The organism is Streptomyces sp. NPDC014734 (assembly GCF_043083325.1).
GTDB lineage: Bacteria > Actinomycetota > Actinomycetes > Streptomycetales > Streptomycetaceae > Streptomyces.
Map to the genome: position 1 here is coordinate 175639 of NZ_JBIBYN010000015.1, position 15227 is coordinate 190865.

The window sequence follows — 15227 nt, forward strand, 5'->3', positions numbered from 1 at the left end:
TTGGGGGCGCCCCCGGGGCAAACCCGCTTGGGGTTACCCGGTTGGTTTAGCCCGGGCCGGGGGGGGGGGGCGGGGGGGGGGGGGGGGGGGCGCGCCGGCCGGGCCCCCCCCCCCCCCCCCCCCCCCCCCCCCCCCCCCGGCAGGCTCTCAGGCGAGGGCCCAGGCGACATCCCTGAGCAGGGCGTGCCGCCAGCCCGCCCGGTCGTGGTCCGAAGCCGACCGGGAGACCCGCACGGTGGCCCCGGCCCGTTCGGTCAGGGTCTCGGTCAACGCGCAGTGGGGCAGCATCCGCGTCTCGTGCTCCCCCACGTCAAAGGCGCACCGCAGACCGGACAGATCGGGGTTCTCGCGCAGGCGTGCGGCGAGGGCGCCCCCCACCGGGCCGCCCAGGGGGTCCGCCCGGTGCACGGCGTCGGGCGTCCACCAGAAGGCCCCGGACTGGCAGGCGACCCGTGAGACCAGCTCCGGGAACTCCAGCGCCGCGTACAGCGCGCTCAGCCCGCCCAGACTCTGCCCGGCGACCACCAGCCGGTCCGGATCGGCAGGAATACCGGACTCTGCCACCAGCGGGAGCAGTTCCTCCCGGACCGCCTCCCAGAGTTCGGGTCGGCATCCGAACTCGGCCTGCCGGTCCTTGGCGGGCAGGAGGACGAGGGTGGCGGCAGGCATCTCGCCGCGGGCCGCGGCCGAGTCGAACGCGGCCATGGCCGGGTGCAGGTACAGCCAGTCGTCCCCGTCGAGCAGAACGACCACCGGACCGCCGCCGGCCACCGGGTGGACGCGCACGGTGCGACGGCCGCCGAGCCGTTCGCTCGCCCAGCGGATCCGGGTGCGGGGCAGCGGCAGCACGTCGTCGGGGCCGAAAGCCTGCCAGTGCGGCTGGGCCGGGGCGTCCGGGGTCGCCGCGACGGACCGGTCGCCTCCGGCGCCGTCCGGATTGAACGGGTCGGCGCGGGGCTCCCCGTCCGTGACGATCCGGTAGGTCACCCGCAGCCGCGCCGGCATGCGCACCTCGGCGTACCAGCAGTCCGTGCCGGCCCATCGGAGCAGCGGGACCGGCGGTGACCAGCTCTCGAAGTCGATGCGCGCCGCCGACCCGCGCCACAGGAACAACGCCAGCCAGCCGCCATCGTCGGCGGGTATCGCCGCGGGTGTCCGCGCGGTCGCCCAGAACGCGTCGGAGCCGGGCCGTCCGGGCAGCCCGAACGCGGCGAAGGGGCTTGCCCCGCCGGTCGCGGTACGGACCCGTGGGAACGCCGGGGACATGGAGGCTCCTTGTCGTGGAAGACGGACGGCGAGGCGGGGCCCACCGCTTGTGAGGTGAGCCTAACCTCACATTCTCGTGTCTTCCATCCCCGGCCGTCTCCCGGACGGCGTGCCCGGACGGCCCGCGCACGGACGTCAGTTGGCCAGGAAGGTGTGCAGGGGGAGCGGGCTGGCCGCCGCGATGATCTGGCGGGCCGTGGCGTGCGCCCGGTCGGCCGGGCGGTCGACCGTGCCCAGGGCGTGGTTGGCGATCGCGCCCTCGTAGATCAGCAGCAACTGGTCGGTGAGGAGGCCGGGATCGGGGGTGCCGGTCGCCTCCGCGAGTTCGAGCATCTGTCGTCGCAACGCCTGCTTGTTGGCGGTGAGGACCGTACGGGCGGGGTGCTGGGGTCCGGCAAGTTCCACCATGGCATGGGTGAACGAGAAGCTGCGGAAGCCGGGTTGCGAGTCCGCCCAGGCGCGCAGGGCGTCGAAGACCGCGAGCAGCCGGGCGCGCGGATCGTCGCCCGCCTCCTCGATGCACTGGTCGAGAGTGAGCCGCCAGCGGGCCTGGCGGCCGTCGATGTAGGCGAGGAAGGGCTCGGTGTCCATGATGGGGGTCCTCTCGGGCCGGTCGTCGTACGGGCCGCTCGTCGTTGCGGGCAGGGGGCGTTCCGTGCGGGTGCTCCGTGCCTGATCGCGCGGTCCGCGCGGAGGCCGTGCGGCTCGCGCCGAGGCCGTGCGGCTCGCGCCGAGGCCGTGCGCCGAACCGCTGCCCGCTCGGTGCGCGAGGCGGAGCGGGAGCCGCTCGAACAGGCCCTCCCGACAGGTCGGCGAGCGCCCCGACCGGGAAGCTAAGGGGTATACTTTGCTTTCTCCGGTTACGTTAGCATGGGGTAAGGGATGAAGATAAAGTTTTCCGATTACATGCTCGGGGCTGGAGTGGCGACCGATCTGGTCAACACCTCACCCGTGGTGCGCACGGTCAGGGGCGAGGCGTTGACCGACCCGCCCGCGCTGGACCGCTTCCTCGCCGAGCACGGGATCGCGGCGGAGGCGGCCGACGGCGACGTGGAGCGGGTGCGGGCGCTGCGCCGGGACGTCCGGGAGATCCTTGAGGCCGGCACCGAGGACGAGGTGGCGGACGCCGCCTCCGCGCTCGTCCTGAGAGCGGGCCGCGGCCCGGTGCTCCGCCGCGACGACGACGGCGACTGGCAGTGGTGCGTGGCCACCGCGCCGGACGCCTCGCTCGCCGACCGGCTCGCGGTCCTGATGGGCACGGGGCTGCTCGGCGCGCTGCGCACGCTGGGGCACGGCCGCTTCCGCCCCTGCGCCTCGCCGGAGTGCGAGGGGCGGTTCGTCGACACCAGCCGCGCCGGACGGCGCAGATACTGCATGCCCGAGGTGTGCGGCAACCGGCTCAACGTGGCCAACCACCGTGCGCGCAGGGCGACATCACCCAGGAGGTGAGCGCGCCGTTCGCCGGAACGGGCGGTCGGCGACCGGATTCGGGATGCGGCGAACGGACCGTTCCCCCGCGCCCGGCCCCCGGCGATGACGGCCGCTGCGAGGTGGCGACGGCCGCGAGGGACGTTTGAGGACCGACTCCCGACGGCCCGCCCCCCCCGGGCGGTGTCGCCGGTCAGGCGAGCAGGCGGTTGTGGTGCGAGGCGCGGCGGGCCGCGGCCAGCAGACCGCGGATCCGGGAGCCGGCCTGGTCGAGGTCGGCGATGGGCCTGGCGAACGGCAGCCGGACGTCGGAGTGCGTGGTGGGGTACTCCAGTCGCAACGTCACTCCGTAGCGGTCCATGGCCAGCGGCACCGCGCGCAGCAGGCCTCTCTCCGGCTGCGGTCGCGCAAGGCGCACGAGGAGCGGAACGAGCTCGCGGTGGCTGTCCACGAGATGGGTCAGCATGTCCGCCTCGCTCCTCGCCAACGGGTCCGGGACGGCCGCGCCGAGCTCGTCCGGGGTGACGAAGTGCCGGCCCGAGCCGTCCTCCAGAAGGGCCTGACCGAACTCCATGCAGGTGCTCCGGGGCGCCTCGTCGCTGTACGGGGCCGTGAGCAGTCCCGTGAGGGTGACGCGGGCGCGCAGCCGGTCACGTACGGCGGTGGGCGCGATGTCGGTGAGTTCCAGCCGGATGGGCAGTCGCGCGTGCGGCGGTGCCGGAGTGCCGTCGGCGGGGGCGTGCAGGTGGATGTGTCCCGTCGCGTCCGTGCCGCCGACCCGGCGGACCTCGCTGTGGCGTCCGTCGCTGATCACTGTCATCGAGTGCGCCGCGTGCAGGATCGAACGCACGCGTTCGGCGGGGGTCGGCCGGGTGATGGGGGTGCTGTGCGGGCGCATCCGAATGCTCCAGGACGGTGGAAGGGACCCGAGATGAAACTTAGGTATGCCTAACCTAACTCACGAGGGGAGGGTGGGAGCGAGCAGGGGTGTCCGCTGCGCGCAACGGCGTACCGCGGCCTCGCGCCCGCCGGTCCGGCGGCCGCCGCGCCCCGGGGCCTGCCGCTCTTCCGGCCGGTCGGCGAGAGCGAGTCGCTGTCCGGTTCGTTCAGAACCCGAGCAGGGCGCGGACCGGTTCCGGCCAGCGGTCGTCGTCCGCGCCGTGCCGGTGCCTGAGGGCGAGCAGAATCCGGTCGAGGCCGAAGGCCGCACACGCGCTGTGCCCGACCGAACCGTCGGACAGCCTCAGCTCGAATGCCTCACCGAAGTGGTCCCTGTGGTAATTGGCCGAGGCCACGGCCTGCACGGTGTCCCCGGCCACGTGGGTGACGACCTCCCACTTGAGCTGGCCGGCTCGTTGAGCGGACGCAAGGTAGCTGCCGATCCGCCCGAAGAAGGGGTCGTTGGCGGCGGTGATCCCGGTGTCGAGGCCCAGGTCTCCCAGCCATGTGTCAGCCGCGCGCAAGGCGTGGTCACGCCACTTCTCGACCTCGTGCGGAGCCCCGTAGCGGACGACCTCGTACATCCGGAAGCAACGAAGCCGTCCGGTCTCCGCCGTGGCCTCACCGCGGTAGCAGGTGGCTTCCACGCCCAGGCATCGCCCCTGGTCCCCTCCGTCCCGCGCGATCAGCGGGAACACGTGATGACAGGCGGCGGACGTGAGGGCCAGATCGGTGGGGGAGGGGTCGCCACCGTCCGGCGCGCCGTACACCGCGCCGAACAGCTGGGGGAAGGAACTGGGGTAGCCGGCGCGCTCCGAGACGCTCCGTGCGATGACCGGGGGAGCCGTGTAATGCTCCTCCACTTCGTCGGCGAACAGCCTCGTCAGTCCGGCCCGAAGAGCGTTGTGCACCCTCTCGTCGCCGCTCGGCGTCAGCATGACGCCCGAAGCGTGCATCGGTTGACCTGTCATTGCCATGACTTCTCCTGGCTCGGCGGTTCCCGCTGTGTCGACCGGAGCGAACGGGGCCGTGGGAGACGGGCTCGAACGTGCCCGGCACCACGGCTCAGGTCATGCCTCCGCACCTTGTTCTGCTGTGAACCCCTCTTGACGGCACACGACCTCGACCGCTGCGATGATCGAGTCGATCGTGCTGAACGTTTCATGCGTGAGCATGGAGTCCGGCATTTCTATACCGAATCGGTCCTCGATCTCCATCAGGATCTGTACCGTCTGCATGGAGGTGATACCGGCGAGCTGGAGACTCGCATCTCCCGCTATGTCCGCGGCCGCGTCGCCCAGAACGCCGGGGTCACCAAGAATCGCACGCACTTGTTCTTCCACTGCCCACCATCTTTCCATTTCATCGCCAGCGTGCTGCAACGGCCGCTGCCATGGGGCGTTTCCCGTGGCGGATGAGAGGCATGCTCAATTCGTGTTCCGACTCGATCCGCCAGACGATTCTCTTCGGCGAACGGGTGAGGGGCCAGTCCTCGGGCGACAGGATGCCCCAGTGGTGAAGTGTGTCGAGGAAGAAGGGGTCGGCGGCCTGCCACCGCTCCCCGACACGCACCTCGAACCAGGCGTGTGTGCAGGGAAAAGGGGCCCCCAGGAAGAACCCGGCGGCCGGCCTCGCGGCATAGCCCGCGTCCTCCGCCACGTCGAGGAGCCGTCGGCTGGCGGACCGGCAGTCGGCAAGGCCCGTCTCCTTCAGGAAGCCCATGTCCGTCACGAGTTCGTCGGGAATGCGATGAAACGTCAGACTCCGTGCCTCACTGACGACCGGGGTGAAGTCCGCGTCGAAGTCATGGTTTTCGGCAGGTGCGAAGAACTGAAACGACAGCTGTTCGGATTCCGGATGCCTCGGCGCGTCCATCCGCTCGGCCAGATGTGAGCTCAGCGAGAATCCGCAGTTTCCCCGATGGCCCGGCTCCGGACAATTCAGGGACAGTGTGATCTCGCAGAGCCCGAGCCTGGGCACTTTGGGTCCGGTCAGGGATCTCGCCCACAAGCGCATCGCCGCCACCTGGGAGGACGGCAGCCTCAGATCGAGGGCGATGTTCTCCAGATCGAGGGAGTCGAAGGTGATGTCGGCACCGGTGCCGTGGCTCGGCATCCCCAGGTCGAGCAGCTTGTCCAAGAGCTCTCCATTCACGCCGTACTCCCGGCGCGCGGCTGTCCTCGGCACCGAGAACCTGCGATACCTGCCCGGAACGAGCAGCACTTTCGCGACCGCGTCGTGCGTCACATGCTCCACTTGGTCCTCCACGTCTTCACGCATGCCGTGCCGACCTGACCGTCACGGCGTCAGCAGGACCACCGGTCCCGGTGGGAGGGGCGAGTGGCCACCGCGGTGCCGTACGCCGCGCAGGTCGTGTACAGGGGGCTCGACCGGGGCGGCGCGCGGGAGAGGGGCCGAGGACGGCGCATCCCCGGGACGAGGGCACCCCGCCGGCCCTGTCGGGACGTGATGGGTCCGCCCGTGGTCGGTGGTGAGCCGGTTTCCGTATGTGTGCCGCGGCCCGTCTCGCTCCATGTCCAGAAGTCCTATTTCGTGCAGAAATAGATTCGGTTGGCGCTGTGCCCGTGCACGAGGTCGACACTCTCGACCATGCTGGACAAGGAGTTCAGCAGCCTCTCGAAGGCGGCGGGTGCGTACCGGTTGAGCCAGATGTAGCCGTTGGCCGTCTCGCGACGCAGCAGGACCTCGGGTTCCCGGGGAGGCTGGAAGAAACAAATGGCGACATGGCGTCGCGAAATGCGAAAGAGTTCCCGCACCGCCGTCTCGTAGTAGGGCAAGTGCTCCAGCACGTGGCGACAGTTCACCACGTCGAACGACGCGTCGGGGAAGGCCACATCGGTGATGCTCATCTGGTACCACCGGGCATCACCGAATTTCGAGCGGCAGTCCTCGATGACCGGCGCGCCGATGTCGATGCCGGTGTACCGGACTGCCGGCTGAGAGTTCCGCAGCATCTCATAGGTGACGCCGGACATGATCCCGCAGTCCAGCAGTTCGTACTCCGTGTCGGAGTAGAGGCGGATCAGTCTGTCGGTCAGCTCCTGGTGCGATGTGTGCTCTGCCCTGCCGTTCTGTCTCATGTAGTCGACATCGGAGGTCGTCGCCCAGAGACTCTTGCTGACCCCGGCCACGGCGGGTCCACCTTTCATGAACGCATCATGGAAGCCTCGACCAACTCGACGAGATCGCGCACTGTGCGGATCCGGAACATGTCGACCATGTCGATGGATGTGTCAAAACGTTCCTCGACCGCCGACATCAGTTGCAGTACGACGAGCGAGTTCGCATGGAGAGCGGCGAGGTCATCCTCCAGGGTCACGGAAGGCGTGCGCAGAATTTTCGCGGTCTCGTCGAGAATGGAATCTGCTACCTTCTGGGCGTCTTGGGGTATGTGTCTCATTTCTTCGCTCAATGCCTTCCCCGTCGTCATGCCAAGGGCTGTCCCGTAATCCGTGGTGGATCGGTGCGCGGCGTCGGATGTGGTGCATCGCAAGACGGAGCGGTGTCTGTGCGGGGCATTGCGATGGACCCTGCGGCCCCATCCCCGGCACCGTCAGAGATCTTGGCATAATCATCGAGCGATTTCAGCCCCACTGCCACAACTTGACGGTGTAGCCCCGGACGTGGCGGTGCCCGAGTGTATTTCGCGGCGCTTGGCCGGTTGAAGGCGGAGCGGTATCTTCCTTGGGTATTTGACCGGGTCGGACATCCCTTACGGTCCCGTTTCGCATCTGTGGGGGAATGTCGACCGCGCGGGTTCGTGCCATCTGGGGCAGCCCTTGGGTGCGTCGCCGCGGCGAGTTCACGAGGCGTACTCTGAACCGCATCCCGTATGCCATGCGCGGAACGGCCCATCGATCCTTCGGGGTTCGAGGGGCTGGGGGGCGAGGGTTTGAGGCAGGGGTTCCTGGGGCAAATGCCCCGCACCTCGACCGGGTGTCTGCAGAAAATTCCGCCGATCAGTCGCCCCGGGGAGATTTCCGGGAAAATGTGGATCCCTGCGAGTGGGCGTTGTCGAATGTCGTCCGGCGAGGATCTTGACCGCCCCATTGAGCCCGTGCCACAGTTGCGTCCGCAGTTGGCGGGTCTGATGCCGGGCTCCACGGCTCAATCTTGCGCCCCGACCGGGCGATTGTTTATGGATTGCGGATCCGATATGCGCCGGAGGTTAATTCCCCGATACAACGTCCAATGCGATGGGGTCGACTGTCGACCGACCTGCGCAATGGAGTGAGAAGGGACCTGCGAGTGTCACTGAAAATCTCACCGCTCCCGTGTGGAACCGGGCTGCTGCATGAGGCGTTCGAGACCGTCGCCGCCGGCGCCGCCGACAGCATCGCGGTCTCCGAACCGGGCGGGGTTTCTCTCACCTACGGTGAACTCGACGCGCGCGCACAATCGTTGGCGTGCCGTCTGAGGGCGCGCGGCGTGCGCGACGGGGACTGCGTCGGCCTGTGCATGGGGCGTGGCGCCGACGTGATCGTGGGACTTCTCGCCATCCTCAAGGCGGGTGGCGCCTATGTGCCGCTCGACCCCGCCTACCCCGCTGCCCGCCTCGACCTCATCCTGGCCGATACGCGGCTGCGCGTCGTCGTGACCGACACGGAAACCGCTCCGACGCTGGCCCGACGGAACGTCGACGTCGTCCTGGTCGACGATCCGGGCGCGGCCGAGCCGGCCACGACAGCCCGGGCGGCCGTCGACCGGCTGTCCGAGAGCAGCGCCGCGTACGTGATGTACACCTCTGGATCCAGTGGAACTCCCAAGGGGGTCGTGGTCGAACACCGCAATGTGGTGCGGCTGTTCACTGCCACCGCCGACCGGTTCGGCTTCGGCCCCGGTGATGTGTGGGCGCTCTTCCACTCGATGGCGTTCGACTTCTCGGTCTGGGAGATATGGGGGGCGCTGCTCCACGGGGGACGTCTCGTGATCGTTCCGCAGGAGGCGGTGCGCCTTCCGGAGCGCATGCTCGCCCTGCTGGAGAGCGAGGGCGTCACCGTGCTCAACCAGACGCCGTCCGCGTTCCGGGGGCTGGTCGCCGCCGAGGGGAGTCGGCCCGACGCGGCGGAACTCGCCCTGAGACTTGTGGTGTTCGGCGGGGAGCGACTCGATGTCACCCTGCTGCGGCCCTGGATCGAGCGGCATGGCGATCGCAGGCCCGAGCTGGTCAACATGTACGGCATCACCGAGACGACCGTGCACGTGACGCACCGCTCCATCGGCGCCGCCGACCTGGAACACCCGGAGGAGAGCCCGATCGGCGTCCCGCTGACAGACCTTCGGGTCCGCCTGGTCGACGACGGCCGCACCGTGGCGCCCGGCGTTCCCGGCGAGATCCAGGTGTCCGGACCCGGTGTGACCCGGGGCTACCTCAATCGTGCCGAGCTGACGGCCGACCGATTCGTGACCGCGGCGGGCTGCCGCTGGTACCGGTCGGGGGACAGGGCGGTCCGGCGGGCCGACGGCGAACTCGTCTATCTCGGCCGCGTCGACGATCAGATCAAGGTGCGCGGGTACCGCATCGAACCCGGTGAGGTGGAGCACTGTCTGGCAGGCCACGGCGGGGTCTCCGCGGTGGTCGTGGCTCCGCGCGACTACGAGGGGGACATGCGTCTTGTCGCGTATGTCCTGCCCGTGTCCGGCGGTGGGACGGAGGAGCTCGTCGGGGAGCTGTCCGCGCGTGCGAGGGAGTCGCTGCCGGTGCATCTGCGCCCCGCCGTCTACCGGCTTCTGGGTGACCTGCCGTTGACCCCGCAGGGAAAGGCCGACCGCACCGATCTGGACGCCCACGTCCTCGAAGCCGTTCCCGCCCACGTCGCCGGGGAGACCTTCGAGCAGACGAACCGTGCCGAGGACGTCGTGGCTCTCCTCGTCGAGAAGGTCCTGGAGCGGCTGGACATCGGCCGTGACGACGACCTCTTCGACATGGGAGCGACATCTCTGGCGGTCGTGCGCATCCTGACCGAGGTCCAGCGGGAGTTCGGTGTGCCGGTGGACATCGCCTCTCTCGGCGACAACGCCAGCATTCGCAATCTGGCCGCCGCTGTGGCACCGGCCGACGGCACGGGGGAAACAGAGACGAGGGGAGTGCCCGCATGACCACGGAACAGAACACCGCCCCAGGTACGTTCGCTCTCGGTCCCGAGGAGACGAAGCGGTTCCACGCACAGGGATTCATCGGCCCCTTCACGGTGTACGAGGTCGACGAGATGCGGCGGCTGTGGCGTCGGGAGCGCATTCAGCTCATGGACCGCGGCAATGCCGTCTACCAGGGCGAGGCGGCGGAGTCCGGCAACACCAACATCTCGAACTACGACCGTCATCTGGACTCGGCGAGACTGGCCGACCACATCACGCGGCCGCAGATCGTGGATCGGGTGACCAGTGTGCTCGGCCCCGACACCCTGTGCTGGCGCACGGAGTTCTTTCCCAAGTACCCGGGGGACGAGGGTACGGACTGGCATCAGGCGGACACGTTCGCCAACGCCTCGGGCCAGCCGCAGATCCTCTGGCCCGAAGGGGCGGAGGACTTCGGCGGGACCATCACCGTGTGGACCGCCTTCACCGAGGCCAACGAGGAGACCGGCTGTCTCCAGTTCATCCCCGGTACCCACCGGACGATGTTCTACGACGAGACCAAGCGGATGCACTACGACCCGGACCGGATCAACCGGGAGACGAAGAACGACATCCGCCGGGGGTTCTTCGGCTACGACTACCGGGAACTGCAGAAGGACCCCGACTGGGTGCCGGACGAGTCGCAGGCCGTCTCCATGGTGATGCGCCCGGGCGAGGCCGTTCTGTTCTGGTCCACGCTCATGCACGCGTCACTTCCCCACGCCGGTCGTGTGCAGGAGATGCGCCTGGGATTCGCGTCCCGCTACGTGCCCACGTCGGTGCGGGTGTATCCGGACACCGACATCGTCGAGGAGTACGGCGGCAGTGTCGGCCTGGAGAACTACGGCTCGGTCCTGACCAGCGGCCGGGACCGCTACGGCCACAACCGGCTCGCCACGGAGACGACGCGCGGGCACGCCTTCACCCCCCGTTCCTGACCGAGGCGGGGGCGGTGGTCCGGTGACGTCTCGCTCCGGGTGACACCGCCCGCGTGACCCACCGCGTATGGAGGCCACGAACGACATGACTGCCCGTACAGACGACGCGCCGGACAGGGCGTACCTCACGACACCGGACGGAGTGAGGCTGCGGGTGCGGTCGGCCGGCGACCCCGCCCGGTCGGCCGTGCTCATCGCCTCGGCATGCGGGATGCCGGTCGGCCTGTGCGACGCCTGGGTGCGGTTCCTGGCACGTGACCACCATGTCCTCACCTGGGAGACCCGCGGCCTCTCCGACGGCGGGTGCGAGATCTCCGAAGGCGCCTTCGACGCGCTGGGACACCAGGTCGCCGACCAGGTGGAGGACATGAAGGCCGTCCTCGATCACTTCCAGGTGGGGCGGGCCCATGTGATGGGCCTGTGCGGCGGTGCCACCCTCGCCCTGCGCATGGCCGCCGAGCACCCGGGCCCGGTGGCATCCCTGAGCCTCTGGCACGGCGACTTCGAACTGGGTCCCGACAGTCCCAGGAGCGGCCACCAACGCAATCTCCAGGCGCTCCTGGACATCGCCGTGGAGAGCAGGCAGAGCGCGACGACGGTGCACGCCGCTCTGCTCCAGAACGCGAGGGCGGGACTGCCCCCGGACATCGCCCACCTGGTGCTGCACCCCTATCGCGACGCCGAGACGTTCTACCGTTACGCGCGGCTGAACGGTGCCCTGATGTCGGAAGACGTGCGGGCGGTGCTGCCGGGTATCGCCGTGCCGGCGCTGGTCGTCACCAGTGAGGACGACCGCACCACGCATCCGGCCGGTTCACGCGGGGTGGCGGCGGCCCTGCCCCACGCGCAGCTCCACGTCGAGCCGCACGGGGACCACATCTCCCTCTTCGCCGCGGGGACCCCGGTGACCGATGCCGCGAGGCGCTTCCTCGCGGCGGCAGGACGTGTGTGACGGTCCGTGCGGGGACCCGGCGGACTCCCGCAGGCGGATGAGCACCCCGTGATGGGGGCTGACCCCGTTCGCGGGGCCGGCCCGCCGTGCGGGGCCCGGGGCCCGCGGCACGACGGCGAGGCCGAGCGGCGACGACCTTCCTACCGCACCTGAGTGTCCCGCAGTTCACTCACGAAACCCCAGAGTCTGCCGGGGGTGGAGAAGAGCCGCGGCTCCACCAGGTCGTCGGGCATGGATATCCCGTAGGCGTCCTCGATGGACAACATGAGTCCCACCATGGCCAGCGAATCCAGTCCGTGGTCGACCGTGCGGAGATCGGGAAGCAGTGGGGCACCGGGCTCCAGCAGGCGCAGGGCATCGCGCATCAAGGACTCGAAGCGGTCGTCCCAGGGCGGGGTCATGGAGGTCGCCTCATTTCGTTGTGGTCGTCGGTACCCGGGAGCGGTCGGCCGGCCGGCTCGGCACGGAGGCCGCGAGGGCGCGGTAGTCGGTCTTTCCGTTCCCGGTCAGCGGCATACTGACGAGTCTCACCCATCGCGTGGGCGCGGGTGCCGGGAGACCGGCGTCGAGAAACGTCTGGAGCTCCCGGGGGGTGACGTCGTCGGTGGCCACGTAGTGAACAAGCAGCTCGTGGGACTCCTTCACGGCTTCGGCCGTGACCGCGCAACGGGTCAGGGAGGGATGCTGTCCGAGCATCCCTTCGATCTCGTCCAACTCCATCCGGACACCCCGGATCTTGACCTGGCGGTCCACCCGGCCGAGGCAGTACACGAGCGATTCGTCGACGCGGGCGAGATCACCTGTGCGATACAGGCGAAGGGTGGGGGAACGGGGATGGAGACTGTCGTGGAAGAAGGCGGCGCTCCGGGCTTCCGCGGAGTCGACGTAACCGGCTCCCACCGGCAATCCCGCCACGAACAGTTCTCCCGTCTCCCCGGGGCCGGCCGGTCGCCAGGCCGGACCCTGTGCGACCAGCACATGGAGCGCCGTGTTGGCGATGGGCCGCCCCACGGGCAGCCGCGGGCGTTCCACATCAGCACGTCGGATGACGTGTTGGGCCACGTCATCGGAACACTCACTCATGCCGTAGGCGTTCATGAGACGGGTGTTCGGAAGGGTGTCGAGCACACCGGCGGCCACCCGCGGGCGCAGCTCCTCCCCGGTGGCGATCAGCCAGCGGAGCCGCGGCAGCGGGTCGGAGGCGGCTCGTCGGCGGAGCTCGTCCACGACCAGGGACATCACCGTGGGGACCAGTTGGGCCACAGTGACGCCGTGCTCGTGCCACGCCTTCAGCAAGCGACGCGGATACGCGGCGGCGAACTCGTCGATGACCGCCACCGTCGCCCCGGCGGACAGGGCCGCCAGCATCTGCCACATCGACACGACGTAGGTCGCGGGAGCGTTGAAGGCGACGACGTCGTCAGGCCGGAGCCCCAGTGCCCTGCGCATGTGCAGGAGGTGGTTGGCCATCCCGCGGTGCTCGACGACCGCGCCCTTGGGCGTGCCGGTGCTGCCCGAGGTGTAGATGACGTATCGAGCCTGGCGGCCCGGATCGTCCGGACGGGTGGCGGGCGACGGCGGACGCGGTGTGTGGTCCGCCGCCCGTGCGAGATCCAGCGGCCTGACGCCCATCTCGACGGCGGCTCGGGCGAGGGGCGGCGCGGGGACCCACGCGCCCCGCCCTGACCTGCCGTTGTGCCCGAGGACATATGCGCATCCGACCTGGGCGAATATGTGCGACAGGCGTTCGGACGGCCATGTCTCGTCGACGGGCACGTAGGTGGCCCCGATGCTTTCGAGGGCCAGGAACGCGACAGCGGTGTTCACGCTTCGCGGCCCCGACACCACGACGCGATCACCCTGTCGGCAGCCGTGGGCCAGCAGCAGAGCGCGTACCCGGGCCACCAGATCCCGCAGCTTCCGGTACGTCGTCTCCCCGCCGGCCCCGATGAACGCCGTGCGGCCGGGACTGAGCCGGGCGTGGGTGTCCACGTCGTCGGACACCCTCGCCCCCCACCACTGCGCGCTGTCGTGTCGCGGCGCGATGCGGCCGATCGCGGCGGCTGCCGCACGCGAGGAGACGGCGAGTGGAACGAGTCGCGCGTCCCCCGACCGGTCGTTCGTCGGGTCTTCGCTGCGCATGCGCTCAGGACCTCCTTCCCCGACTTCCGCGGTCCGCGGTGATCCCGGCCAGCAGATCGCCGTACGCGGTGACGAAGGTTTCGATGAAGGACCGGCTGTAGAGATTCGAGTCGTACCCGACCGCGCCGGTGAGCCTGCCCGGGGTGAGACCGAGACGGAACTTGATCCCGGGCGTCGAGGCGCCGCCGAACCTCTCGCCCTCGTCCTCCTCGACGTCGGTGTACGGCTCGACGCCGACGCCACCGAGGGAAGCTCCGCCGGAGTCCGGCGTGCCCTGATCGAAGATGAACATGACGTCCACCGAGGCGGGGGCGAAGCCGACCTCCTGCCAGATGTTCTGGGCGCAGATGTCCTGGTTCTCGTAGGCGTCCAGGAGCGCGGACCGCACGTTCTGCACGAGCGGCGCGGCTTCTCCGCCCGGCGGCACGACAGCGGCGATCACGGCGAAGTTCAGGACGCATCCGACGAGGTCCACGGTCTCGGGGCTCGCCCGGCGGTTGAAGAGGGTCATCACCGCCACGTCCGGCCGGTCCACGTGCCGGCTCAACAGCTTCATGAAGGCGGCCATGGCGACCATGTGCGGGGTGGCTCTGAACCCCTTGGCCGATGCCACCAGCGCGTCGTGCGTGTGCTGCGGCAGGTCGAATCCGTGTGTGCACGGCTTGCGACGTGCGGGCCTGTCGGCGCCCGGAAGGTCGTGGGGAACATGAAGAGGCCGGACCTCGCGCAGTACGCGGCCCCAGTGGCTGATCTCCCTGGCCGCCTTCGGTCCGCGAGCCGTCCGCCGTTCGTGTGCGACCCAGTCGCGGAGCTGTGGTGGCCGGGGGCCCGGTGCCCTCGCGCACCCGATCCCGCCCCGGAGCAGCTGCGCGTACTCGTGCGACAGCTCACGCCACAGAACACCGACGGCCCAGCCGTCGGCGATGATGTGATGGAGGGTCAGTACGAGGACGAAGTCCTTCTCGGCACAGCGCACGACGCCGAGCCTCATCAGCGGGGCACTCGCGAGGTCCAGGCTCCGGTTCTGTTCGGCATCCGCCAGCTCCCGGAGCACGGCGACTCGCGCGGACTCGGGAGTGCCGGAGATGTCCCGGAACCATGTGACCGGTTGCGCCGGACTCTCGTGAATGATCTGGACCGGGACTCCGTCCACCCTGCCGAAGTTCGTGCGCAGTGCCTCATGGCGCCGCACGACGGCTTCGGCCGCGGCTTCGAGGAGTGTGACGTCGACGGCCCCGCGCACACGCCCCAGTGTGCACATCACCAAGCCGGGGTCCGGGAAGAGACGTTCGCGGCCCCACCAGTGACGCTGCAGGTCGGACATGGGCGCGAGGACGTCGGTGGCCGTGGTGTTCGGGCCCAACGGAGTACACCCCCTGTGTTCCTGATGTGATCCTTCGTGTATGCGCCGCGTGCACGCCCGT

15 protein-coding genes are annotated in these 15227 nt (G+C 69.6%); 4 read left to right on the forward strand and 11 right to left on the reverse strand.

Translation table 11 applies throughout. The features are described 5' to 3' along the window. Positions 1 to 147: 147 nt before the first annotated feature. Both ACF1CT_RS23555 and ACF1CT_RS23560 read right to left on the reverse strand, forming a co-directional pair. Entirely contained in the window at positions 148 to 1266 is a 1119-nt protein-coding gene (locus ACF1CT_RS23555) for an alpha/beta hydrolase-fold protein (protein WP_391785887.1), read from the reverse strand. 135 nt (positions 1267 to 1401) lie between these two features. After that, a complete protein-coding gene (locus tag ACF1CT_RS23560; protein WP_391785888.1) occupies positions 1402 to 1857 on the reverse strand; it encodes a TetR/AcrR family transcriptional regulator in 456 nt (151 codons plus the stop codon). 291 nt (positions 1858 to 2148) lie between these two features. Here ACF1CT_RS23560 and ACF1CT_RS23565 point away from each other — a divergent pair, with 291 nt between their 5' ends. Beyond that, entirely contained in the window at positions 2149 to 2715 is a 567-nt protein-coding gene (locus tag ACF1CT_RS23565) for a CGNR zinc finger domain-containing protein (RefSeq protein WP_391785889.1), read from the forward strand. A 172-nt stretch (positions 2716 to 2887) separates the two neighbouring features. Here the strand turns inward: ACF1CT_RS23565 and ACF1CT_RS23570 are convergent, their stop codons facing one another. From ACF1CT_RS23570 to ACF1CT_RS23595, 6 genes are all read right to left on the reverse strand, one after another. Continuing rightward, the gene (locus tag ACF1CT_RS23570) at positions 2888 to 3592 is read right to left on the reverse strand and encodes a DUF2470 domain-containing protein (RefSeq protein ID WP_391785890.1); all 705 of its coding nucleotides are present in this window, start codon (positions 3590 to 3592) and stop codon (positions 2888 to 2890) included. A gap of 208 nt (positions 3593 to 3800) precedes the next feature. Then, positions 3801 to 4610: a hypothetical protein gene (locus ACF1CT_RS23575; protein ID WP_391785891.1), complete on the reverse strand. Its 810-nt coding sequence runs from the start codon at positions 4608 to 4610 to the stop codon at positions 3801 to 3803. Positions 4611 to 4703: 93 nt separating this feature from the next. After that, a complete protein-coding gene (locus ACF1CT_RS23580) occupies positions 4704 to 4976 on the reverse strand; it encodes an acyl carrier protein (protein ID WP_391785892.1) in 273 nt (90 codons plus the stop codon). Between the two features lie 19 nt (positions 4977 to 4995). Then, positions 4996 to 5913, reverse strand: coding sequence for a transglutaminase domain-containing protein (locus tag ACF1CT_RS23585; protein ID WP_391785893.1), 918 nt, complete (start codon positions 5911 to 5913; stop codon positions 4996 to 4998). A 266-nt stretch (positions 5914 to 6179) separates the two neighbouring features. After that, positions 6180 to 6803 (reverse strand): class I SAM-dependent methyltransferase, encoded by a 624-nt coding sequence (locus ACF1CT_RS23590; RefSeq protein WP_391785894.1) that lies wholly within the window; start codon positions 6801 to 6803, stop codon positions 6180 to 6182. After that, positions 6800 to 7084, reverse strand: coding sequence for an acyl carrier protein (locus ACF1CT_RS23595; RefSeq protein WP_391785895.1), 285 nt, complete (start codon positions 7082 to 7084; stop codon positions 6800 to 6802). The genes ACF1CT_RS23590 and ACF1CT_RS23595 overlap by 4 nt, the downstream gene beginning before the upstream one ends. 818 nt (positions 7085 to 7902) lie before the next feature. On the opposite strand from ACF1CT_RS23595, the gene ACF1CT_RS23600 reads away from it, so the two are divergent. From ACF1CT_RS23600 to ACF1CT_RS23610, 3 genes are all read left to right on the forward strand, one after another. Next, a complete protein-coding gene (locus ACF1CT_RS23600; RefSeq protein ID WP_391785896.1) occupies positions 7903 to 9753 on the forward strand; it encodes an amino acid adenylation domain-containing protein in 1851 nt (616 codons plus the stop codon). Continuing rightward, a complete protein-coding gene (locus ACF1CT_RS23605) occupies positions 9750 to 10709 on the forward strand; it encodes a chlorinating enzyme (RefSeq protein ID WP_391785897.1) in 960 nt (319 codons plus the stop codon). Before ACF1CT_RS23600 ends, ACF1CT_RS23605 begins: the two co-directional genes overlap by 4 nt. 85 nt (positions 10710 to 10794) lie before the next feature. Next, positions 10795 to 11661 (forward strand): alpha/beta fold hydrolase, encoded by an 867-nt coding sequence (locus ACF1CT_RS23610; RefSeq protein WP_391785898.1) that lies wholly within the window; start codon positions 10795 to 10797, stop codon positions 11659 to 11661. 140 nt (positions 11662 to 11801) lie between these two features. Here the strand turns inward: ACF1CT_RS23610 and ACF1CT_RS23615 are convergent, their stop codons facing one another. The 3 genes from ACF1CT_RS23615 to ACF1CT_RS23625 are packed head-to-tail and all read right to left on the reverse strand — an operon-like array spanning position 11802 to position 15166. Further along, the gene (locus ACF1CT_RS23615) at positions 11802 to 12062 is read right to left on the reverse strand and encodes a phosphopantetheine-binding protein (RefSeq protein ID WP_391785899.1); all 261 of its coding nucleotides are present in this window, start codon (positions 12060 to 12062) and stop codon (positions 11802 to 11804) included. Positions 12063 to 12072: 10 nt separating this feature from the next. Beyond that, positions 12073 to 13803, reverse strand: coding sequence for an amino acid adenylation domain-containing protein (locus ACF1CT_RS23620; RefSeq protein ID WP_391785900.1), 1731 nt, complete (start codon positions 13801 to 13803; stop codon positions 12073 to 12075). A gap of 4 nt (positions 13804 to 13807) precedes the next feature. Next, positions 13808 to 15166 carry a condensation domain-containing protein gene (locus ACF1CT_RS23625; protein WP_391785901.1) on the reverse strand — a complete coding sequence of 453 codons (1359 nt, stop codon included), beginning with the start codon at positions 15164 to 15166 and terminating at the stop codon, positions 13808 to 13810. Positions 15167 to 15227 lie beyond the last annotated feature (61 nt).